This window comes from Pseudarthrobacter sp. MDT3-1, assembly GCF_054510755.1.
In genome coordinates this window covers 54,647-77,027 of record NZ_JBTNDX010000005.1, presented here as the reverse complement: position 1 = coordinate 77,027, position 22,381 = coordinate 54,647, and the positions used below count along the sequence as shown (strand labels likewise).

The following is a 22,381-nucleotide window of genomic DNA, read 5'->3' as shown; positions in this document are numbered from 1 at the left end:
GCCAGACAGGTGTACCTGTCTGGCATCCGGAATAAGCTCAGGGCTAACTTTGATTGAAGAAGCTGGCCTGGGTCTCGCTGACCTTCTTGTCATCGCCAATGACCTCAATGTACGACGGTGACAGCAGGAAAACCTTGTTCGTGACGCGTTCGATGCTGCCCCGGAGACCAAAAACCAGCCCTGCCGAGAAGTCAACGAGACGCTTGGCGTCCGCTTCGCCCATGTCGGTGACGTTCATGATGACGGGGATGCCGTCCCGGAAACTCTCACCGATGAGCTTGGCGTCATTGTAGGACCGCGGGTGGATCGTGGTGATCTGCCGAAGCCCGGACGGTTCTTCGCGGCTTGAGGCCGCACGCTTGATGGGGGTCACTGGTGCGCGGTATTCCTCTTCGGGGGCGTGTGATGACTCGCGGCTGACGTCGCGGACGGGTGCCGGTGCACGGCGTTCCTCGCGGTCAACTTCCATCGAATCGTCCTCGTCCTTACGTGTTGTGGTGTGCTCGGACTCGTAGTGTTCATCGCCATCGGCGAGCCCAAGATAGATCATTGTCTTGCGCAGAGCGCCGGCCATGGTCGACTCCTAATCGTGTCCGTAGGCGGGCCGCCCAATGACTTGACAGCCTTGAATCCCCCGCCATTCACTTCCTATGGGTTCGACGCTACCCCACGTCAGGACGCGATCCGAGAATATCGGAACCGATTCGCAGGTGTGTCGCACCGAAACGGATGGCCGCTTCCAGGTCCTGGCTCATGCCCGCCGAGATGGCGGTTGCGCCGGGATGCTCCGCTACCAAGGCCGCCGAGATGGCCGCCAGCTTTTCAAACGCCGCCTCAGGACTGGTGCCCAACGGGGCGACAGCCATAACGCCGGCCAGTTCCAGTCCTGCCGCAGCCGCCAGCCGCTCGGCCAGGAGTGGTACCTCCGCGGCGGCCACGCCGCCGCGATGCGCGCCGGCGTCGTCGTCGTCGAGGCTGACCTGAATGAAGCAGTCCAGGGCTCCCCGGCCCGTACGCTCCTGTTCCGCGGCGATGGCACGCTCAAGGCCATCAACCAGGGCCAGCCGGTCCACGGAATGGAGCGCATGGGCATACTTCACCACGGATTTCGATTTTTTGCTCTGCAGCTGCCCGACGAAGTGCCAGTTGAGTCCGAGGCCTGCCAGTTCGGCCGCCTTCGAGGAGGCTTCCTGGTCCCTGTTCTCGCCGACGTCGCGGACGCCGAGGGCAGCCAGGCGCCTGATGTCGGCGGCCGGATGGAACTTGGTGACCACAATCAGCGTGGGCAGGTCCCCCGCCCGGCCTGCATCCTGGACGGCCGCATCAATACGACGCTGCACGGCGGCGAGGCGCTCCGCCAGATCAGCCATCCGTTCGGCGTTGTCCTCCACAGTGCCCTCATTCATGCGACCACACCAGTCCCGCGAAGCGCCCGGTGGTGTTGGACCTGCGGTAAGAGAAAAGCTCTTCGTTTTCAAGCGTGCACGGACCCGCATATTCGATGACGACGCCGGCAGCTTCAAGTTGGCTCTTCGCCCCTGCTGGGAGATCCAGTGCGGGCGTGCCCCAGGACGTGGCAGCCCACGTCGCCGGCACCTGGGCAGCTACTTGGGCGCGCAGTTCGGCGGGCACCTCATAGCAACGCCCGCAGATTGACGGGCCCAGCCAGGCACGGATGGCGGTAGCCCCGGCTGAGCGCATCCGCTCCACTGTCGCCGGGAGAATGCCGTTTTCTATCCCCGGGCGGCCTGCGTGCACGGCGGCGAGGACCGGACCGTCAGGTCCTTCCCCTACGAGTACTGCCGCGATGCAGTCGGCCACCATCACCGCAAGCGGCAGCCCCCGCGACACCATGGCATCGGCGGTCGGCGCTGGCGTGGCCGGCTCCATCATTTCCACCGCAGTGCCGTGGACCTGCTCCATGAACCGGAGGGAACCACGGGTTAGGCCGGCAGCGTTCTCCAGCGCCTCCCGGCGCTGGAGAACATCAGCGGCGTTGTCCCCGACGTGCAGGGCAAGATTGCCGGCCTGGGTGTCTGAGAACGCCACACTCACACCAGCAGACACTTCGGCCCGCCAATAGAACAACCCGGGCCCTACTTCAGGAAGTCGGGGACATCCAGGTCATCGGCGCGGTTGCCCGAGAGGTCCGGCTCCACTACCGAGGGCAGGTCGACGTCGAAGCCTGAATCGGCGGGGACCGACGACGGGCGCTGTTGGCCCCAGTTGCTCAGGCCTGACGCGCCGACTCCGGCGTGGACCGGCTGGACGTTGTGCTGGTGGCTGCCACCCGAAGTGGGGGCCTGAGCCGGCGCGGGTGCCGCTGCGGGCCGCTGCGGCGCAACCTGCGGCTGCGACTGGTTCATGGAGGGAGAGGTGGCCTTGACGTCGTCGAAACCGGCGGCAATGACCGTGACACGGGCCTCGTCACCGAGTGCGTCGTCGATCACGGCACCGAAGATGATGTTGGCTTCGGGGTGGGCCACTTCCTGGACCAGGCGGGCAGCTTCATTGATTTCGAACAGGCCAAGATCGGAACCGCCCTGGATGGAGAGCAGGACACCATGGGCGCCGTCGATGGAGGCTTCCAGCAGCGGCGATGCAATGGCGAGCTCGGCAGCCTTCACCGCACGGTCTTCACCGCGGGCGGAGCCGATGCCCATCAGCGCGGAGCCTGCGCCCTGCATCACGGACTTGACGTCCGCGAAGTCGAGGTTGATCAGGCCGGGGGTGGTGATGAGGTCCGTGATGCCCTGGACACCGGACAGCAGGACCTGGTCAGCGGAACGGAAAGCGTCCAGGACGGAGACGTTGCGGTCGCTGATGGACAGAAGCCTGTCGTTCGGGATGACGATCAGCGTGTCCACTTCGTCGCGGAGGGCGTCGATGCCCGCCTCTGCAGAACCCGCACGACGGCGGCCCTCGAACGTGAACGGGCGGGTCACCACACCGATGGTCAGCGCTCCGAGAGACCGGGCGATGCGTGCCACCACAGGGGCGCCGCCGGTGCCCGTGCCGCCACCTTCGCCGGCGGTCACAAACACCATGTCCGCGCCGCGGATGACCTCTTCGATTTCGTCGGCGTGGTCCTCCGCAGCCTGCTTGCCCACCTCGGGGTTGGCGCCTGCACCGAGCCCGCGGGTCAGCTCACGTCCGATGTCGAGCTTGACGTCTGCATCGCTCATCAACAATGCCTGTGCATCGGTGTTGACCGCGATGAATTCGACGCCGCGAAGACCGACCTCGATCATGCGGTTGACTGCGTTCACGCCACCGCCGCCGATGCCGACGACCTTGATGACGGCCAAGTAATTCTGCGGAGCTGCCACGTTACGTGTCCCTTGTTCGTGTCCTATTGCGAAAACTGTGGAGTCGGGCTTGAAGCTTCGAACCTTAACCTTCGAGTTGAAGGTTATAGTTATGTCAAGTAACTCATGTCTGGAACGCTATTTCCTATGGTTCGGACATTCAATAACCGGAGCCGCGTGTCGCGGGAATACCGGGTAAATAAAGCGTTCAGCGCGTCACCGGATGCCGGGGCGCGCTCACATCGTACACACGGACGGGGTTCTTCGGGTCCGCGGGAACTTTGAGCAAGGCTTCAAGCACCTTGGCCTTGAGCTCCTTCTCCCCCGCATTCCCCCAAATGATGGTCTGACCGTCCACCAGTTTGAGCTCAACGGCGTCCACTGACTGGGCGGACGCGTTGGACAGCTTCGACAGCACGTCCAGCGGGAGTGCACCGAGGACCGCTGCGGTGGCCTGGAAGAGGTCCTTGCCGATGGTTCCGGCGCCGCCGTCGATCACGGGCAGGGCAACTGCGGCCGGGTCCGCAGGGCTGGCCAGGACCACGCCGTCCACATCCACCAACTGGTACTGCTCCCCCTGCTTGACCAGGGCCACCGGGACCCGCTCCAAAACCTGGACCATCAACCCGGACGGCGGGCGTGCCTGGGTTGAGACGGACTTGATCTGGACGAGCGGCGCCAGGAGGCGGCTGACCTCCTCATCGCTGATCTGGGGCAGGGGTTTGCCCTTCAGGGGCTCCAGTGCGGCCTGCACCTGTTCCGTGGTGACGAGCCGGGTCCCGGACACCGTGACGGTGCCTACGGCGAGTGCCGGCGAAAAGATTGCGGCGGCCAGCAGCGCGCAGACCAACGCCAGGACAGTGCCCAGGGTCACCAGGATGTTCCGCTTAAGGCGTTTTCCGGGCGGCTCCGGGAAGGCCAGCACATTGTCGGTGCCCGCCGGCGCCTTGCTTGCCGGCGCCTTGCCTGCTGGTGCCTTGTCTGACGGCGGGTTCCGGTCCGCGAACTTCGCATTCTTGCGGTCGGGCAAAGACGGGGTGTCCGCCTCGGGGGCGCGTTTGGAGGCCGAGATGACCTCCGGTTCCGCTGGCGCGGGTGGCTGCCGCCTGCCCGGTGAAGCGTAGGTGGGCCGGCGCGGTCTACCCACTGAGAGCCTGCACGATCTGCGGTCCGAAGGCCGTGACATCCCCTGCCCCGACGGTCAGGATGATGTCGCCGGGCCCGGCGGCGTCCGTAAGGGCAGCAACCGCCCCGCCCGGCTCCACCAGGCGTCCGCCGGGCGACAGGTGCTCGGCGATGAGCTGGCTGCTGACTCCGGGGATGGGATCTTCGCGCGCGGGGTATATGTCCAGGACCAGGGCCGTGTCTGCCAGGTTCAGCGCATCTGCGAACTCCCTGGCAAACTCCCTGGTGCGGGAGAACAGGTGCGGCTGGAACAAAACATGGACGCGGTGCCCGCCGGCCACTGACCGTGCAGCCGTCAGGGCGGCCCGGACTTCGGTGGGGTGGTGGGCGTAGTCGTCATAGACGCGCACGCCGCGCGCCTCCCCTTTCAGTTCAAAGCGCCGCGAAGCGCCCGCGAAGTGCGCCAGGGCACGCGCGGCAGCGTCGGCGTCGACCCCCAGCTCCAGCGCGACGGCGACGGCGGCGGCGGCGTTCAGCGCGTTGTGCCTACCCGGGACCTGCAGGTCCAGGGCGAACCGCCCGGCCGGTGAGGAAACCGCCACGTCCCCCGGGCCGCCGTCGTGCAGCACCAGGTCCGACCCGTCCGAGGTGCCGTACAGCACCACCCTGGTGTTGCCGCGGGCGAGCGTGCGCTCTGCCAGGGCTGCGGCGCCGGCGTCGTCAGCGCAGGTAATCAGGACGCCGTCGGCCGGAAGCAGCGCCGTAAAGCGGTCGAAGGACTCGTAGACGGCCTCTGCGGTGCCGTAGTGGTCCAGGTGATCGGGTTCGACGTTGGTGACCACGGCAATCTTTGGCCGGTAGTTCAGGAAGGAGCCGTCGGACTCGTCCGCTTCGGCCACAAAGACCCCTGACGTGCCGTGGGCGGCATTGACGCCGAGCGCAGGCACGTTGGCGCCGATCGCAAACGACGGATCCATCCCGGCGCCCTGGAGCAGGACGGTGATCATGGAGGTGGTGGTGGACTTGCCGTGAGTGCCTGCCACGGTCACTACGAGGTCGTCCCCCATGGTGGCCGCCAGCGCCTCCGAGCGGTGCAGCACGGGCAGGCCCGCCGCACGCGCGGCCACCAGTTCGGGGTTGTCCGCACGGATCGCCGAGCCGGCCACCACGGTCTGGGCATTGCCCAGGTTGGCTGCGGCGTATCCGGCGGCGATCCTCGCGCCGGCGGCAGCCAGCTCCGCCATCACCGGAAGGTCCTTGGCATCCGATCCGCTGACGGCGACGCCGCGGGCCACCATGATGCGGGCCACGGCGGACATTCCCACCCCGCCGATGCCGATGAAATGTACTCGGCCCAGGGACTCCTGGCTGCGGATGTTTGTGGGGATCATGCGGATACCGCTTCCAGGACAAGGTCAGCCATGCGCTGATCGGCGTTTCTGATGCCAAGGCGGCGCGAGCTGGCGGCCATGGTGGCCAGGCGGCCGGGGTCGGTGACCAGGGGGATAAGCATACCGGCCACCCACTGCGCGGTGAAGTCCTTATCCTGGACCAGGAGTGCGCCACCGGCGTTCACGAGCCCCGCCGCGTTGAGCGCCTGCTCGCCGTTGCCGATGGGCAGCGGGACAAACACTGCCGGCACTCCCACGGCGGCCACTTCGCAGACCGTGGCCGCTCCGGACCGCGCCAGCAGCACGTCCGCGGCTGCGTACACCCGTTCCATGCCGTCCACGTACTCCAGCTGCCGGTAGCCCGGCGCGGCGAGCGGGCCGCCGTCGGGCCCCAAAACCGTCTTGCCGCGGCCGGTGATGTGGAGTGTCTGGATCCCCGCCGCGCCAAGGTCCTGGACGGCGGCAGCGACCGCGCGGTTGATGCTCTGGGCGCCGGAGGAACCGCCGGTCACAATCAGCGTGGGCGAGGTGGGATCCAGGCCCAGTTCTTCGCGGGCGGCGGCGCGGGCAGTGTCCCGGTCCAGGCTGGAGATTTCGGTCCGCATGGGCATGCCCACATGGCGGGCGTGACGCAGGCGCGTGGTGTCGAAGGCGGTGGCGACGTGATGGGTCAGGAACGATCCCACCCGGTTGGCCAGGCCGGGCCTGGTATTGGCCTCATGGATCACGATGGGGATTCCCCGGCGCCGGGCGGCGAGGTACAGGGGTGTGCAGACATAGCCGCCGACGCCCACCAGGACGTCGGCCGAGGCGTCGTCGAGGATGCGTCCGGACTGCCTGACCGCCCCGGCCAGCCGTGCGGGCAGCTTGAGGAGGTCAATGGAAGGTTCCCGCGGAAACGGCACCCGGTCGATGGTGGCCAGTTCAAGGCCGGCGGCGGGCACCAGCCGGGTTTCCATGCCGGCGGGCGTGCCGACGGCGAGCAGCCTGGCGCCGGGCACGGCGGCACGCAGGGCGGCCGCGATGGCCAGAAGTGGGCTGATGTGGCCGGCGGTTCCGCCGCCCGCCAGGACAATGGACAGGTTCTGGGAAGTCATCTGGTGCTACGTACGCTTTCTTGCGGTTGTTGTGGGGCTGGCGGTTTTGCGGGCAGCGGTTGTCGTGCCGGCGGTTTTCCGGCCAGCAGGTTTGCGGCCAGCCGATCCCCCGGCCTTCTTGGCGCCGAATTTGAGCAGTTTCTTCGGCCTGAGGGCAGGCGCCATCTGTTCGCGGGCAAGCGAGAGCACCACCCCCACGGCGCAGAGCGACATCAGCAGTGCCGAACCGCCGTAGGAAATGAACGGCAGCGGTACGCCGATCACCGGCATCAGCCCCGTCACCACGGCCATGTTGACCGTGGCCTGCCCCAGCAGCCACACCATGATGGTGCCGGCCAGCACCCGGTGGAACATATCCTCCTGCGCCACCACTACGCGGTAGATGGCGGCGCCAAGGATGGCAAAAAGGACAAGCACGACGACGGTGCCCACCAGGCCGAGTTCCTCGCCGATGATGGCGAAGATGAAGTCGTTATGGGCTTCCGGGATCCAGCTGTACTTCTGCCGGCTTTGGCCGAGGCCGACGCCGAACCAGCCGCCGGACGCAAGCCCGTAGAGCCCATTCGTGGCCTGGTAGTTGGCGTCAATGCCGTCGGCACAGGACTGGCCCGTCCACCACGAGGTGATGCGGCACATGCGGTTTGAGCTGGTGATGGCCATGACGGCCGTGCCGGCGGCTGCGGCCAGTGCGGCGAACCCGAACAGGTACAGCGGTACTCCCGCGAAGAAGAGGGCGGCAGCAGTGATCATCATGATGATCATGGCGGTGCCCAGGTCATTGCCCAGCAGGACCAGGCCGATGACCCCGCCCGCCAGCGGCACGGCCGGGATCAGCACGTGGGGCCAGCGCCGCAGCAGCTTCCCTTTCCTGGCCAGGACAGTGGCCATCCACAGCGCCAGAGTCAGCTTGGACGCCTCGGACGGCTGGAAGGTGATGCCGCCCAGGTCGATCCAGTTCTTGTTGCCGTTGACTTCGTCTCCGATCAGCTGCACCAGGACCAGGAGGACAAGGGCCCCGCCCAGCCCCGGCCATGCCAGCCGCTTCAGCCAGACCACGTTGATGCGGGAGAGGACAAACATGGTGAAGATGCCGATGGCGGCGAACATCCCCTGCTTGAGGGCGTCGCCGTAGGGCGACTTTCCCGCAGCGATGGATTCGACGCTGGAGGCCGACAGCACCATCATGATGCCGATGGCGGTCAGGGCCAGCGTGGAACCAAGGATCAGGTAATACGTTGAGCCGTTCTTGGAGGTGCCGGTTCCTTCCAGCGTGGACCAGAAGGCCTGGTACCAGTCCCGGATCCGGTCCGGCAGGGTGATGGTGGACTTTACGGGCGAAGCGGGTTTCCCGGCGCGCGGCCGGGACGCCGGCGACCGGGTGGGCGTGCTGACCATTGTTACTCCTCGCCGGTCTGGGCCTGCCCTTCCACCAGCTCGCGGACAGCTTCAATAAAGGCGTCGCCGCGGTGAGCATAGGAAGAGAACTGATCCATGGAAGCAGCTGCCGGGGCCATCAGCACGGTGTCGCCTGATGCCGCCAGCTGCGCCGCTGACGCAACGGCCCGGGACATCACGGCCGCACCGGAATCCGGCGAGCTGCCCGTGGTGGCCCCGCCCGTTGCGGCAGTCTGCATATTTTCAGTGTCGCCCGGCGGCGTCGTGATCACGGGGACATCCGGCGCGTGTCGCTGCAAGGCGTCCGCCAGCGCGGCGGTGTCCGTACCGATGAGCACAACAGCCTTGAGCCGGGCGGCGTGGTCCCGGACCAGGTGGTCGTAGCTGACGCCCTTGGACAGGCCGCCCGCGATCCAGATGACGTTTTCAAAGGTGGCCAGTGACGCGGCTGCTGCGTGCGGGTTGGTGGCCTTGGAATCGTTAACCCAGAGCACGCCGTTCTGCTTGGCGACCGGCTGGATGCGGTGGTTCCCCGGCACGTAGTCCTGGATGCCCTGGCGCACGGCCTTCGCATCCACACCGTATGCCCGGACCAGGGCTGCAGCCGCAAGGGCGTTCGCCACCATGTGCCTGGGCGCAAACTGCCCCAGGTCGGTCATCGAAGCCAGCTCGGCGGCGCTGTCCCTGCGTTCCTCGATAAACGCGCGGTCCACGAGCAGGCCCTCCACCACGCCGAGCATGCTGATGGCCGGCGTTAGTGTGGTGAAGCCGACGGCCCGGCAGCCCTCCACAACGTCCGCGTCCTCAACCATCCGTTCGGTCTCGATCTGTTCCGCGTTGAAGATGCAGGCCTTCTGGGTCCGCGCATAGACCTTGGCCTTGTCCGCGAGGTAGGAATTGTAGGAACCATGCCAGTCAACGTGGTCCTCAGCCACGTTCAGGCAGACGCTGGCCACCGGCGACAGCGTTTCAGCCCAGTGCAGCTGGAAGCTGGATAGTTCAACCGCGAAGACGTCGTATTCCACGGGGTCGCGGAGGGCGTCCAGGATGGGGGTGCCCACGTTGCCGACCGCGATGGCCTTCAGGCCGGCGGCCTGCAGCATCGACGCTGTCAGGCCCACAGTGGTGGTCTTGCCGTTGGTGCCGGTGATGGTCAGCCAGTCAGCGGTCTTGTGCCCGGCCCGGACCCGCAGGCGCCAGGCAAGCTCGACGTCGCCCCAGACCGGAATGTGGGCGCGCGCAGCGGCCGCCAGGAGCGCCTGGTCAGGCCGCCAACCCGGCGAGGTCACGATGAGGTCGGGGAAGCTGCCTTCGATCTTGGGGATCCTGTTGACGGCTTCCTCGCCCAGGAGCACGTCGACGGCGCCGACGATCTTCAGGGTGTCGGCCTGTGCCTTAGCTGTCTCGGACATGGCGGCATCAACCACCACCACCCGGGCACCGAGTTCGATGAGAGTATCTGCCGCGGCGAACCCGGATACTCCGATGCCGGTGACTGCAACGCGCAGCCCTTCCCAGTCAGAATCCCAACTGACCAGGTCTTGCAGGCGGGGAGAAACAGTCACAGGAGCACAACCCATTCAGCGTAGAAGACACCCAGGCCCACGGCCACGAAGAGCCCGCCCAGGATCCAGAACCGGACCACCACCGTGACTTCTGCCCAGCCCTTGAGTTCGAAGTGGTGCTGCAGCGGTGCCATCTTGAAGACGCGTTTACCGCCGGTGGCCTTGAAGTAGCCCACCTGGATGATCACGGACAGGGTAATCAGGACGAACAGGCCGCCGATGATTCCCAGCAGCAGTTCCGTCCGCGACAGGATGGCGAAGCCGGCGACCGCGCCGCCGATGGCCAATGACCCGGTGTCACCCATAAAGATCTTGGCCGGGGAGGTATTCCACCAGAGGAATCCCACGAGGGCGGCGCTCAGGATGGCTGCCAGGAGCGCCAGGTCCAGGGGGTCGCGGACGGAATAGCAGCCGCTGCCGGCTTCCCTCGGTGACCCGCAGGCCTGGTTGTTCTGCCAGATGCCCATCAGCGTGTAGGCACCGAAGACCATGACCGAGGCACCGGCAGCGAGACCGTCCAGGCCGTCCGTCAGGTTCACGCCGTTGGTCGCCGCCGTGACGATCAGGTTGGACCAGAGGACAAAGAGGATTGCGCCGACCACCGTGCCCGCGAAGGCCAGGTCCAGCCAGGGAATGTCGCGGACCAGGGAGATTTTGGTCGAGGCCGGCGTAAGGCCGTCCGGGTCGGGAAAGTTCAGGGCCAGGATGGCGAAGGCTATGCCTACCGCGGCCTGGAGGATGAGCTTGGCCTTCGCGTCCAGGCCAAGGCTCCGCTGGCGGGAGATTTTGATGAAATCGTCCAGGAAGCCCACCAGCCCCATGCCGACCATCAGGAAGAGCAGGATCAGTGCCGAGGCGGAGGGGCCTGACGAGTCCGGGTTCATCATCCACATAATCAGGTGGGTCAGCCCGTAGCTGAGCAGGACCGCACCCACCACCACGGTGCCGCCCATGGTGGGCGTACCGCGTTTGGTGTGGTGGGACGTGGGTCCGTCATCACGGATGAATTGGCCGTAGCTCTTGCGGACAAGCAAGCGGATAAACAGCGGCGTTCCCACCAAGGCAAATAGCAGGGCAAGTCCTGCGCCGATCAGTAGTGCAATCACAGCAGCTCGCTCCCTTCATCGGTGGGTTCCGTGGATTGTGGGGGTAATGCTATCCGATCGCCCAGGTGCCGCAGTCCAACGCTGTTGGACGACTTGAAAAGCACCAGGTCGCCGGGCTCAAGCTCGGCGTTGAGGAGCACATAGGCGTCCTCGGCGGTTTCGGCAAAGACGCATTCGTCGCCCCAGGAACCCTCCTGGACGGCGGAAACGTAAAGTGCGCGGGCTTCGCGGCCGACGACGACCAGCCGGGAAATGTTCAGGCGGACCACCTGGGTGCCCACGACGGTGTGTTCACGGATTGAATCGGGTCCCAGTTCCAGCATCGCGCCCAGGACGGCCCAGGTGCGCCGTCCGCGGCCAAGGTCGGCCAGCGTGCGCAGGGCCGCCCGCATGGACTCCGGGTTGGCGTTGTAGGCGTCGTTGATGATGGTCACGCCGTCAGCACGTTCAGTGCGTTCCATCCGCCAACGGCTGGCTGCTGACTGTGTGCTCAGCGATACGGCGATGTCCTTGCCGGACACTCCGGCCGCGTGCGCGGCCGCTGCTGCGGCGAGGAGGTTGCCGGTGTGGTGGGCGCCGATGAGGCGGCTGCTGACGTGCAGGCCTGTTTCGGCGCCGGGCAGGACGAGCTCGAATTCCGGGTTGCCCTCAGCGTTTGTGTCCGGATTCTCGGCCCGAACGGTCGCGTCAGGGCGTCCTTCGGCCGAGAAGCCCAGCACGGTGGCGGCGGTGCGGCTGCGCATGGCAGCGACGCGGTCGTCGTCGAGGTTGATGACGGCGGTGCCGCCGGCGGCGAGGGCCTCCACCAGTTCGCCCTTGGCCTGGGCAATGTTGTCCACACCGCCGAACTCCCCGGCGTGGGCAGTGCCGATGCCGAGGACGACGCCGATGTCAGGCCTCACCATGTCGGCCAGGTAGCGAATGTGCCCGATGCCTGTGGCGCCCATCTCGATCACCAGGTACCGCGTTTGGGTGTCGGCGAGGAAGACGGTGAGCGGTACGCCCACCTCGCCGTTGTAGGACCCCTGCGGGGCAACGGTCGCGCCCTGCTGGGTGAGGATGCCGGCGAGGAGGTCCTTCGTGGTGGTCTTCCCGGCGGAACCGGTGATCCCGATGACGGTCAGGGGGTCGCCTGCGGCAGAACGGGCCAGGCGGATCCGACGGACCGCTTCGGCGGCCAGCGCGCCCATGGCCAGCACGGCATCCTCTACCAGGACGGCCGGATAGTTGACGCCGTCCGGGCCCGTTACGGGGCGCTCGGCGAGGACCAGCACCGCACCCCGGCTGAAGGCGGCGGCAACGAAGTCGTGGCCATCAGCGTGCTCGCCAGGTTTCGCCACGTATAGCGACCCGGCGGCAGCCTCGCGCGAATCGGTGACCACCGAAAGGGGCGTGATCCCCGGATCGGCGTTCAGGCGTCCGTGTGTGATATCGGCGATTTCCGCCGCAGTAAGTGCAATCATCTCGGTCTAGGACTCTATCCGGTCGTCTCGGAGAACGGTGAATCCCCTGGCTGTCAAGGCGTTCCGCAGTTCCACACGGTCGTCCAGTGCAAGATTGACGCCCTTGACTTCCTGCCAGACCTCATGGCCGCGGCCGGCCACAAGAATGGTGTCGGCCGGACCGGCCAGTTCCACGGCGCGCCGGATGGCGGCGTCGCGGGGATAAACCTCTTCGATGACACACTCCGGAGATTCCTGTTCGCGCGCCGACCGTGCGCCCGCCAGCACATCTGCCCTGATGGCTGCAGGGTCTTCGTCGTGGGGGTCGTCATCCGTGACGATGACGATGTCGGCCATCTTTGCTGCGACGGCGCCCATGGCGGGACGCTTGCCCTGGTCGCGCTGTCCGGTGGCTCCGAAAACCACGATCACCCGGGAGCCGGGCAGCGGTGACCTGACCGCTTCCAGTGCGCGTGCCAGGGCATCAGTGTTGTGGGCGAAGTCCACTACAGCCGCCGGTTCTTCGGATACGAGCTGCATGCGTCCCGGTACCGCCACGGTGAACGGGTCGTGGTGGTCCAGGGCGGCCTGCACGGTGGCGGCGTCCATTCCGCTGGCCAAGACCATTACGGTGGCCAGTGCGGCGTTGGCGACGTTGAAAGCGCCAGGCAGGCCGGTGTGGACATTCAGTGTAACGCCGTCGGGTCCCTGCAGGCTGAAGTCGGTACCCAGCCCACGCGCGGCGGTGGCCGTTACGGTCCAGTCGGTGGGAGCTCCGCCGGGTGTCATCGAGAGGGTGGTGACCGGGGTCCGTGCCGTGGCCGCAAGCCTGCGGCCCCATTCGTCGTCGACCGTCACCACAGCCCTGCGGGCACGGCCCGGCGTGAACAGTTCCGCCTTTGTGGCGAAGTAGTCCTCCATGGTGCCGTGCAGATCCAGATGGTCCTGCGTCAGGTTCGTGAAACCGGCAACGTCGAAGTGCACACCGTCCACCCGCTGAAAGGACACGGCGTGGGAGGAGACTTCCATGGACGCGGCGTCCAGTCCCCGTTCCCGCATGAGGGCGAGCAAGCCGTGGAGATCCGGTGACTCAGGCGTGGTCAGGAGGCTGGGAACCGGTTCTCCGCCGGCCAGGATTTCGATGGTTCCGATCAGGCCGGTCTGCTGCCCGAGCGCACGGAGCAAGGCGTTGATGAAGTACGTGGTGGTGGTCTTGCCGTTGGTTCCCGTTACACCATACAAGCGCGGCGTCCGCCCAACTGCTGGCTGGCTCTGGTAGATCATGGCGGACAGCGGCCCCACCACGTTGCGCGGTCCGTCCACCACCAGGACGGGGACGGCGGTATCCGCTGACAGCGCGAGAAGGCGTGCACCGGCGTCGTCGGTCAGGACTGCCACCGCTCCCCTGCCGACCGCCTGCGACACGAAGTCTGCGCCATGGCGGGAAGCACCCGGCAGCGCCACATACAGGTCGCCCTGTTCCACGGCTCGCGAGTTCAGTGAAATTCCCGTGACGCTGACGGCAGCGGAGGCGCCCGGGACCTGCACACCGATCGCGTCGCCGATCGTGTCCAGGCGGACCGCAGCAACTGCCGTAGGCCTGAACCGAGCGGGGGCCGGTGCCCCTGCCGGCCCCGCGTTGCTGGCTGATGCGTTCTGCTCTGACAAGGGAATCTCCGATGGTGGTACTAGTGGATCATGCCCGCGGGAGACTGCTTCCGCTGCGGGCAATAAGGGAACTGCTGCCTGGCTTGATGCTACTTGGCGTACTGCGGCAGCCTGGCCGGTTCGCCCGCGGACGGCTGGACGTTGTAGGTGCGCAGTGCCTGGCTCATAACCGAGCGGAACACCGGCCCCTGCGTAATGCCGTAGATATTGCCCTTGGGACGCTGCAGTACCACCTCAACAATAAACCGGGGATCATCCATCGGTGCCATCCCCACAATGGAAGCGGTGTAGCCGCAGAACCCTGACTTCCCGTCGTCGCACGGCGATTCAGAGGTTCCGGTTTTTGCCCCCACCCGGTATCCGTCGATTGCGGCGTCCTTGATCTGGCCTTCGGTCACCGCGCTTTCCAGGATGTCCTGGACCTGCTGCGCGGTGCCGTCCGACACCACCTGGCGGGAAGGCTGCGGGGCGACTTTCTCCTCTGTTCCGTCCGGTGAAACGTACGCGTCAATCAGGCGCGGCTGGAGCATCACACCGTTGTTGGCGATCGTCTGGAAGGCTCGGACTGTCTGCAGGGTGGACTGCGATACGCCCTGGCCGAACAGCACCGTGTATTCCTGGCGGCCGTCCCACTGGTCAGCCGGTGTGAGAATGCCGGAGGCCGTAGCCGGCAATCCAATGTCCGGGGCTTCGCCGATGCCGAATTTCTTAAGCCAGTCGTACCGTTGTTCCTTGGTCAGCCGCGACCCGGCCGCCACGGTGCCGGTGTTCATTGACCAACCCAGGATGCCGGCGAGCGTGCGCTCTTCGGTGCCATGGGTAAAGGCGTCTGTGAAGGTCTGGCCGTCCACGGTGTACGACGGTCCGAGAGTGAACGTATCCAGGGGGCTGGATTTTCCTTCTTCAATCAAGGCGGCGGCCGTGATCATCTTCTGTACCGAGCCGGGCTCATACGCTGCGGTAACGGAGCGCACGCCGCGGTCCTTGGCAGCCACCCGTCCGGGATCGTTCGGATCCGGGGCATTAGTGTCCGCCATCGCGACAATGTCACCGGTCTTGGCGTCCATCACCGTGATGACACCCCACTCGGCGCCCTGTTTGTCTGACTGGCTCTGAATGGCCTGCTGGGCGAAATACTGGAGATCGGAATTGAGCGTGAGCTTGACGTCCTTGCCGTCCTCCGGCGGTGTCAGCTCATCCACGCCGACCGGAATCCGGAGACCGTCGGCACCGATCTCGAAGAGCCGCTTGCCGTCCTTCCCGCGCAGCAGCCCATCCTGGGTCTGCTCGATCCCCGCCTGGCCGGTGTTGCCGTCCTGGAGGAAGCCGATAATACCGCCGGCCACGGAACCGTTCGGATACACGCGTTTGCTGACGCCCTCAGTGACGATGCCGGGAATACTGAGATCCGAGACCCTGAGCTCGACATCCGGCTTCAGGTCCTTGGCGACGATGTGGTACTTCGATTCGCCCGTCACGGCGTTCCTGAGTTCGTCAGCGTCCATGCCCAGGACAGCCGCGAGTTCGCTGATGCCCTGCTCCCGGCTGGCTTCAACAAGTTTGTCCACGCCCTCCTCCAGGCGCCAGAACTTCTCTGTCTTCGTGTTGGTGGTTTGGTCAACCACAACGTTGTAGCGGATCACACTGTTGGCCAGGACCGTCCCGTTGGCGCCAAGGATGCTGCCGCGTTCGGCGGGGAGGGAAGTCTCGCGCATCCGGTAATCGAGCGCAGCTGCGGCCATCCCGCCGACGTCGAGCCCCTGGACGAAAAAGAGCTTGCCGCCCACCACTAATAGCAGCGTCAGCATAATGCCCAGGCCGAGGCGCAGCCGCTTGGTGGCGTTAGGGGCCTTGCCGCTTTTTGCCCTGCCCGTCCTCTGCGCCACCGTGATTCCCTTGCTGCTCGCCTTGTTGCCTGTTTATTACCTGACTGGTTGTCCTTCAGCGGCTACCGGTTAGACCCGGGCACCTTCTGTTCGGGTGCTGGAACCGAACCGCCGTGGAGCTCCACGGCACGTGCCGGTGGTGCGGGCGCTTCAGCCGGCTGTGCTGCAGCGGCAGGTGCCGCTGCCCGGGCCGATGCAGGGGCCGCAGCAGGGGCCGGTTCCTCGGCAGCCGGTTTACGGTTCGTCAGCGGCTCCCACTTCGTCGCCGGGGGAACCACGGTGAGCACTCCCTCTACGGCTGGAGCAGGGATAACCGATCCAGCCGCGCCACCCTTCACCGCCGGAGTTGCCTTGCCCGTGACGGCAAGGGTGGAGAGGTCGATCTGGCCTTTGACGGTCGAAGCCACCATGCCCAGGTCTGAGGCCTTTGCCGCCAGGTTCTGGGGCGCCTCGAAGTTCTGGACCTGCTGTGTCAGGTCCTGGTTCTGCTTGGTCAGCGTGCTTTGCTTACCCCTCAGTTCCACCAGCTGGTACTGGGAGGTAGAGACTGAGATGTTCAGGACCAGCACGGCTACGAGCGCAACAGCGAGCAAGGCGAAACACATCACCACAAACGGCGCACGGCGCTTCTTGGGGGCGGAACGCACCACAGACAGGGGTGTGCGTTCCCTGCGGCCGGTGCCAGAAGGAAGCGACCTGATCGCCGGGGCGCTGCTGCCGGAAACGACCGGGAAGTTCTTGACGGCGGCAGTGCTCATGCTTCTCTCCTGGCTCTGATACGTTCCACGGCCCGCAGCCTGGCGGAGGCTGCGCGCGGATTTTCTGCAATCTCGACGGCGGTGGGTACCTCGGTGCCCTTGGTCAGGGTTTTGAGGAAGGCCTTGTGTTCCTCAAGCTCCACCGGAAATCCGAGCGGCGCGGAGGATTTGGAGCCAGCCTGGAAAACTGATTTGACGATTTTGTCCTCGAGGGAGTGGTAAGACATCACCACGATGCGTCCGCCCAGGGCCGTTGCTGCCACGGCGGCAGGAACAGCGCGCTCCAGCACGTCGAGTTCCTCGTTCACTTCAATGCGCAGTGCCTGGAACGTCCGTTTGGCCGGGTGGCCGCCCGATTTGGCGGCTGCCGCCGGCACCACGGAGCGGATCTGTTCCACGAGTTCCCCGGTGGTGGCGAAAGACTTAACTGTCCTCGCCGCGACAATCCTGTTGGCGATCCTGCCGGCGAACTTCTCCTCGCCCCACTTCCGGATGATCCTGACGAGATCCTCTTCGCTGTAGTTGTTAACCACATCTGCTGCGGTCTGCCCGCGGCTGGTGTCCATCCGCATGTCCAGCGGAGCGTCAAAGGAATAGGCGAAGCCACGCTCACGCTGGTCCAGCTGCAGGGATGAAACGCCCAGGTCCATCAGGATGCCATGAACCTGTGCCACGCCCAGGTCTTCGAGGACTTCGGCGATTTCGTCGTAGACGGCGTGGACCAGGTCGGTCCGGGAAGCGAAAGGCGCCAGCCGCTCCCCTGCCAGTGCCAGGGCTTCCTCATCACGGTCGATGCCGATCAGGTGCAGATCCGGGAAACGCTCCAGCATGGCTTCAGAGTGGCCGCCCATGCCGAGGGTCGCATCAATCGCGATGGGGGTCTCACCTCGGAGGCGGGCAGCTTCGAAGCCGGGGGCCAACAAATTGATGCACCGGTCCTTGAGGACCGGCACATGGCGTTCGGACGTTGGCTTCGGGTGATCGTTCATGCCTTCGTCCTTTCCTGCCGTGGGTGTTGGTAGTGCTGCTTCTTGGGCCAGATCCCCATCCGCGCCTATCGTCCTGCCGGCCTGGCTCCGGGGAAGTGAGCCAGGTTGACTGTCCGATGGGCGGCTGGAGATCTCGTTCAAGAAGCGTCCGCCGGGCCGTTCAGGTGATCACAGGATCCCCGGAATGGCGTCGTCGGTTTCGGAGAAGGCGGTTTCCTTCTCCGCGAGGTACTCGTTCCAGGCCTGGGCATCCCAGATCTCGGCCCGGGTTCCTGCACCGATGACGGCCAGTTCCCTGCCGAGGCCTGCGTACTCCCGGAGCGCGGCCGGAATGGTGATGCGCCCCTGCTTGTCAGGTACCTCGTCCGAGGCTCCAGAGAGAAAGACGCGGATGTAGTCCCGGGCCTGCTTGGAGGAAATGGGCGCCTCCCGCATTTGCTCGTGGACACGTGCAAATTCCTGCTCACTGAAGACGTAGATGCACCGTTCCTGTCCCCTGGTGAGAACAAGCCCGCTGGCAAGCTCCTCACGGAACTTCGCAGGGAGGATAATTCGGCCCTTTTCGTCCAGACGTGGCGAGTGTGTGCCCAGAAACACTGGCCCACCGCCTGTCTGCCGTCAGGAACTGTACATCCCCTGTGTTGCAACTACCCTCTTATGTCCTCCACATTACTCCACTTTCCACCACAGTCAACGCAAATCAAGCCAATATTCCTGCATTTCAGGCCTTCGTCCCCCAAATGGCGCGGGAGCAGGCGGTGGATGGAAGTGGAGGGCCCGGCGCCGTTTCGGTGCGAACCATATCTGCCCGACGGCGGTGCCAGGCCGACGTCGGGCTTTCATCTGACGCCGACGGCGGATCCGCGGGCGTCCGGCCGCTCATCCGGGCCGCAGTAGGGGTCGTTTCGAGCGCGCAAAAGGGCACCGGCCGCTACCTGTTGCGGGTTAAACGCAGAAGACCCGCCGTGGCGGGTCTTCTGCTGCGGTCATCCTGACCGTGGGGAGCGAAATGGAGGGCAGGCCTGAACCTATGGCCATTGCACCGGACTTGCAGGCGCTGCCTTAGGATTCGTCGCGGCGGCGCTCGTCCCAGCGCTCTTCCAGGCTGGACATAAATGAACTCCTGGGCTTTCCGGACTTACCTGTGCCAGGTGCGGAGCGCTGCTTGCCGCCTGCAGCGTTGCGCATTGTGGCGAAGTACACACCGCCGCCCATAACCACAAAGCCCAGGACACCGACAAAGATGTTCGGGACTGTAACGCCGACCAGGAGCACGGCGATCCCCGCGAGGGTGCAGAGCACACCAATCACGATGTGACGGGTGGACCACGTTCGCCCGGGATCCGAACCCATGGAATTCGCGAATTTCGGATCGTCCTCGTGCAGCTGCTTCTCCAGCTGCTCCAGCAGCTTCTGTTCGTGCTCCGAGAGCGGCATCACGACCTCCTTAAGTAGGCCAACGTCCGGGCTGGTCCCATCCCGTACTACTGCTCCGATAACGACCGGCATGCCCGGGAGGTTCCCGCCCCGCCGACGATGGCGGAAAGCGAACACCGGCATGCGGGCCTTTGGAACTGCAGCATGTCCAAGAAGTCCGGCAATAACTGAGAACTATGTACATATAAGGATAGTTTGTCGGGGGCCGTTCTGAAAGACGGCCATCACCTTCCCGAAACACGCACGCATGGTGCCGGCGCCAGGCTAAGACCCGTTTCCCGAATCCAGCAGGCTGGCGGGGAGAATCGATTTGTTTCCGAACTTCCGGCTGACCTCGTCCAGGGCCTGTTCTGCTGCCCGCCAGTTGTCATCCCGGCGGTCAAGGCTCAGCTGAAGGGACGTGTTGGCGGTGTCTTCGAGCTGCTCGGCCCGGATGCCAACAAGCCGCACGGTCATGGGACGGCTCCCCAATGATTCCAGGAGCTGGATGGCCACGGCGTAAATCAGCTGGGCGCTGTCCAGGGGTGTGTGCACAGTGCGGCTCCTGGTGATGGTGGAAAAGTCGGCGTAGCGGAGTTTCAACGCCACCGTCCGTGCCACCATCCCCGAACTCCGCAGCCGTCCTGCCGTCCGGTGGGAAAGCCGCAGCAATTCCCGGGCGATCAGCCCGTCATCGCCCGTGTCCACGGCGAACGTCTCCTCAGCCCCGATGCTCTTCTCGAGCCTCACGGGGGTCACAGGCCGCGGATCGATCCCCCACGACAACCGGTACACGTGCTCACCGGTGGCACCCAGCATTTTCCTAAGGGAGGACACCGGCGTGGCTGCCACGTCCGCCACCGTCCGGATGCCCATCCGGGCAAGGACGTCCGTCGTCTTCGCGCCGATTCCCCACAAGGCCCCGACGGGCAGGCTGTGGAGGTAGGGCACTGTCTCGTCGGGTCCAATCAACAACAGCCCGTCCGGCTTGCAACGCGTGGAAGCAATCTTGGCCACGAACTTACTGGCTGCAATGCCCACGGAGGCCGTAATGCCCAGTTCGGCAGCCACCCGGCGCCGGATCAATTCACCGATGACGCGCGGGGGTCCCAACCGGCGGATGGCGCCGCCGACGTCCAGGAAGGCTTCGTCCACACTCAGCGGTTCCACGAGATCGGTGATGGACTCGAAGATTTCCATCAGCTGGGCGGAAACCTCGTAGTACAGCTTGTGGCGCGGTTCAATGATGACCGCTTTGGGGCACATCCTGGCGGCGACCACCATGGGCATGGCGGACTTCACCCCGAACGCGCGTGCTTCATACGACGCCGAGAGGACCACTGAGCGGTCCGCGGGAAATCCAACGATCACCGGTTTGCCGCGGAGTTCCGGCCGCGTGCGAAGCTCCACGGAGACGAAGAAGGCGTCCATGTCCACGTGCATGATGCAGTTACGCCGGAGCTCACGAAGACCCGCTTCGGTGTACTGGTTGTTCCGCTCAGGCCCCACACCGGCAATTGTATCGGTTGGTACTGACTAAACTGGAGGCTGAATCCGGCATCAACACCAGGAGGACAGTCCCTGTGACCGTCATGAGAAGTCTTAAGCCAACAGGATTAGCGGCACTGGCCGCGGGCGCAATACTGGCCCTCGCTGCCTGCAGCCCCGCGGAGCCCGGAGTGACATCATCCTCCCCAGTTACCTCCTCACCAGCGTCGGACGGCGCCAGCATCACCGCCTCCGCCAGTCCGACGGCGTCGCCGGGAACTTCCGCCACTGTTGGGACAATCGTCGCAGGGTTCCCGGAAACGCTGCTTCCCCTGATGCCCGGCGCCACGGTGATTTCGAGCAGCTTTGACAAGACCTCAACGCCCGCCACCGCGGCACTCGTGGCAAGCATCAATGCCCCGACTGCCGCCGTCGTGGATTTCTACACAAAGCACCTGGAGGCGCAGGGATTCAAAGCCGTCCCCGGCGACGCAGTGGGCGCCGTTGCTTCCAAGGACTTCGTCCGGAACGACTCCGAGACGGTCAACATCGCCGCCGTCGAAGCGGCCGGTGTTTCCACGTTCACCATCGGCGCCAACGTGGCTGCTGAGTCAGCCAAGTGAGCGTTTCAGAGCAGCTAAGGATTGAGCAGACTGCATTCGTCGCCGCCGTTGCCGGTGAGCTGACAGACTTCCTCACCACGCGGCAATCCCTGATGGCCGCCATATCACCCGATATCGATCCCATCATGGGTTCCATTTCCAACCTGGTGACCGGCGGCAAAAGGCTCCGTGCGCTGATGTGCTACTGGGGGTGGCGCGGCGCGGGCGGCGAGCCGGCGGCCCAGGAAATCGTGACGGCGGGATCGGCCCTGGAGCTCTTCCAGGCAGCTGCCCTGATCCATGACGACATCATTGACCGCTCGGACACGCGGCGGGGCGGCCCCAGCGTGCATCGCCGCTTCAGCCAGCTGCACCACGCGCAGGGCTGGGCCCTGGACAGCGAGCGGTTTGGGCAGGCAGCCGCGATCCTCACCGGGGATCTTTGCCTCTCGTTCAGCGAGGAGGCCTTCACGGACATCGGCGCACAGGCGGCTGCCGGCAGCAGGGCACGGCTGATCTTCAACCTCATGCGTGCCGAGGTGATGGCGGGGCAGTATCTTGACATCCTGGAGGAAGTGGCCGGTCCTGTCCGGGACCGGGCCGGAGCAGTGACACGGGCACAGTCCATCATCAGGTTCAAGTCCGCCAAATATTCCACTGAGCACCCGCTGGCGCTTGGCGGCGCCTTGGCGGACGCTCCGGACGAGTTGCTCCGGGGCTACTCGGCCTTCGCGTTGCCGCTGGGCGAGGCGTTCCAACTGCGCGACGACGTCCTGGGCGTCTTTGGGGACCCTGTCACCACGGGCAAGCCGGCAGGTGACGATCTCCGCGAAGGCAAACGGACCGTACTCATTGCCCTCGCGCTGGGCCAGGCATCAACCGCAGAATCGGCGTTTATCGATGCGAAGCTGGGCAGCCCTGACCTGGGTGACGCCGATGTGGCCGAGATCCGCCGGATCATCGAAGAGTCGGGGGCCCTTCAGGCCACTGAAGTGCTGATCAACGAATTTGGCGCCGCGGCGTATGACGCACTGGAACAGCTGCCGCTGGAAGAACTGCCCAAGACTGCCCTGCGGAAGCTGGCGGAAGCGACGGTCAGCCGCGCATCCTGACGCTGGCGCCCGTCTTGGCCACGTCCGCGGGCC

20 protein-coding genes are annotated in these 22,381 nt (G+C 65.5%); 2 read left to right on the top strand and 18 right to left on the bottom strand.

The window, feature by feature from the left end; translation table 11 throughout:
* Positions 1-43 precede the first annotated feature (43 nt).
* The 18 genes from ACX80X_RS05420 to dinB form a co-directional block, all read right to left on the bottom strand.
* Positions 44-574: a cell division protein SepF gene (locus ACX80X_RS05420; RefSeq protein ID WP_056342219.1), complete on the bottom strand. Its 531-nt coding sequence runs from the start codon at positions 572-574 to the stop codon at positions 44-46.
* Between the two features lie 88 nt (positions 575-662).
* Positions 663-1,406: a YggS family pyridoxal phosphate-dependent enzyme gene (locus tag ACX80X_RS05415; protein WP_252609133.1), complete on the bottom strand. Its 744-nt coding sequence runs from the start codon at positions 1,404-1,406 to the stop codon at positions 663-665.
* Positions 1,399-2,088: a polyphenol oxidase family protein gene (locus ACX80X_RS05410; protein WP_252600763.1), complete on the bottom strand. Its 690-nt coding sequence runs from the start codon at positions 2,086-2,088 to the stop codon at positions 1,399-1,401. Before ACX80X_RS05410 ends, ACX80X_RS05415 begins: the two co-directional genes overlap by 8 nt.
* Before the next feature lie 8 nt (positions 2,089-2,096).
* The gene (gene ftsZ / locus ACX80X_RS05405; protein WP_459311455.1) at positions 2,097-3,329 is read right to left on the bottom strand and encodes a cell division protein FtsZ; all 1,233 of its coding nucleotides are present in this window, start codon (positions 3,327-3,329) and stop codon (positions 2,097-2,099) included.
* A gap of 187 nt (positions 3,330-3,516) precedes the next feature.
* Positions 3,517-4,338 (bottom strand): cell division protein FtsQ/DivIB, encoded by an 822-nt coding sequence (locus ACX80X_RS05400; RefSeq protein WP_459311453.1) that lies wholly within the window; start codon positions 4,336-4,338, stop codon positions 3,517-3,519.
* 109 nt (positions 4,339-4,447) lie between these two features.
* Positions 4,448-5,824, bottom strand: coding sequence for a UDP-N-acetylmuramate--L-alanine ligase (gene murC / locus ACX80X_RS05395; protein WP_252600755.1), 1,377 nt, complete (start codon positions 5,822-5,824; stop codon positions 4,448-4,450).
* Positions 5,821-6,921 carry an undecaprenyldiphospho-muramoylpentapeptide beta-N-acetylglucosaminyltransferase gene (gene murG, locus ACX80X_RS05390; RefSeq protein ID WP_252600752.1) on the bottom strand — a complete coding sequence of 367 codons (1,101 nt, stop codon included), beginning with the start codon at positions 6,919-6,921 and terminating at the stop codon, positions 5,821-5,823. The genes murC and murG overlap by 4 nt, the downstream gene beginning before the upstream one ends.
* 6 nt (positions 6,922-6,927) lie before the next feature.
* Positions 6,928-8,316, bottom strand: a complete 1,389-nt coding sequence (gene ftsW / locus ACX80X_RS05385; protein WP_252600750.1) for a putative lipid II flippase FtsW — start codon at positions 8,314-8,316, stop codon at positions 6,928-6,930.
* Positions 8,317-8,318: 2 nt separating this feature from the next.
* Positions 8,319-9,896 carry a UDP-N-acetylmuramoyl-L-alanine--D-glutamate ligase gene (gene murD / locus ACX80X_RS05380; RefSeq protein ID WP_252600746.1) on the bottom strand — a complete coding sequence of 526 codons (1,578 nt, stop codon included), beginning with the start codon at positions 9,894-9,896 and terminating at the stop codon, positions 8,319-8,321.
* Positions 9,878-10,987 carry a phospho-N-acetylmuramoyl-pentapeptide-transferase gene (gene mraY / locus ACX80X_RS05375; protein WP_252600745.1) on the bottom strand — a complete coding sequence of 370 codons (1,110 nt, stop codon included), beginning with the start codon at positions 10,985-10,987 and terminating at the stop codon, positions 9,878-9,880. Before mraY ends, murD begins: the two co-directional genes overlap by 19 nt.
* Complete coding sequence (locus tag ACX80X_RS05370; protein WP_252600744.1) at positions 10,984-12,450, bottom strand: UDP-N-acetylmuramoyl-tripeptide--D-alanyl-D-alanine ligase; 1,467 nt, start codon at positions 12,448-12,450, stop codon at positions 10,984-10,986. The genes mraY and ACX80X_RS05370 overlap by 4 nt, the downstream gene beginning before the upstream one ends.
* A gap of 6 nt (positions 12,451-12,456) precedes the next feature.
* Positions 12,457-14,097 (bottom strand): UDP-N-acetylmuramoyl-L-alanyl-D-glutamate--2,6-diaminopimelate ligase, encoded by a 1,641-nt coding sequence (locus tag ACX80X_RS05365; RefSeq protein WP_252600743.1) that lies wholly within the window; start codon positions 14,095-14,097, stop codon positions 12,457-12,459.
* An 89-nt stretch (positions 14,098-14,186) separates the two neighbouring features.
* Complete coding sequence (locus tag ACX80X_RS05360; protein ID WP_459311450.1) at positions 14,187-15,983, bottom strand: peptidoglycan D,D-transpeptidase FtsI family protein; 1,797 nt, start codon at positions 15,981-15,983, stop codon at positions 14,187-14,189.
* A 62-nt stretch (positions 15,984-16,045) separates the two neighbouring features.
* On the bottom strand, positions 16,046-16,741 hold the full coding sequence (locus ACX80X_RS05355) for a hypothetical protein (RefSeq protein WP_252614029.1): 696 nt from the start codon (positions 16,739-16,741) through the stop codon (positions 16,046-16,048).
* Entirely contained in the window at positions 16,738-17,730 is a 993-nt protein-coding gene (gene rsmH / locus ACX80X_RS05350; RefSeq protein ID WP_252600736.1) for a 16S rRNA (cytosine(1402)-N(4))-methyltransferase RsmH, read from the bottom strand. Before rsmH ends, ACX80X_RS05355 begins: the two co-directional genes overlap by 4 nt.
* Positions 17,731-17,898: 168 nt before the next feature.
* A complete protein-coding gene (gene mraZ, locus ACX80X_RS05345) occupies positions 17,899-18,327 on the bottom strand; it encodes a division/cell wall cluster transcriptional repressor MraZ (protein ID WP_058929387.1) in 429 nt (142 codons plus the stop codon).
* A gap of 465 nt (positions 18,328-18,792) precedes the next feature.
* Positions 18,793-19,167 (bottom strand): DUF3040 domain-containing protein, encoded by a 375-nt coding sequence (locus tag ACX80X_RS05340; protein ID WP_252600732.1) that lies wholly within the window; start codon positions 19,165-19,167, stop codon positions 18,793-18,795.
* A gap of 264 nt (positions 19,168-19,431) precedes the next feature.
* On the bottom strand, positions 19,432-20,589 hold the full coding sequence (gene dinB, locus ACX80X_RS05335; protein ID WP_256470901.1) for a DNA polymerase IV: 1,158 nt from the start codon (positions 20,587-20,589) through the stop codon (positions 19,432-19,434).
* Positions 20,590-20,729: 140 nt separating this feature from the next.
* Here dinB and ACX80X_RS05330 point away from each other — a divergent pair, with 140 nt between their 5' ends.
* Positions 20,730-21,257, top strand: a complete 528-nt coding sequence (locus ACX80X_RS05330; protein WP_252600730.1) for a hypothetical protein — start codon at positions 20,730-20,732, stop codon at positions 21,255-21,257.
* Positions 21,254-22,348 carry a polyprenyl synthetase family protein gene (locus ACX80X_RS05325; RefSeq protein WP_252600729.1) on the top strand — a complete coding sequence of 365 codons (1,095 nt, stop codon included), beginning with the start codon at positions 21,254-21,256 and terminating at the stop codon, positions 22,346-22,348. The genes ACX80X_RS05330 and ACX80X_RS05325 overlap by 4 nt, the downstream gene beginning before the upstream one ends.
* Positions 22,349-22,381: the final 33 nt, after the last annotated feature.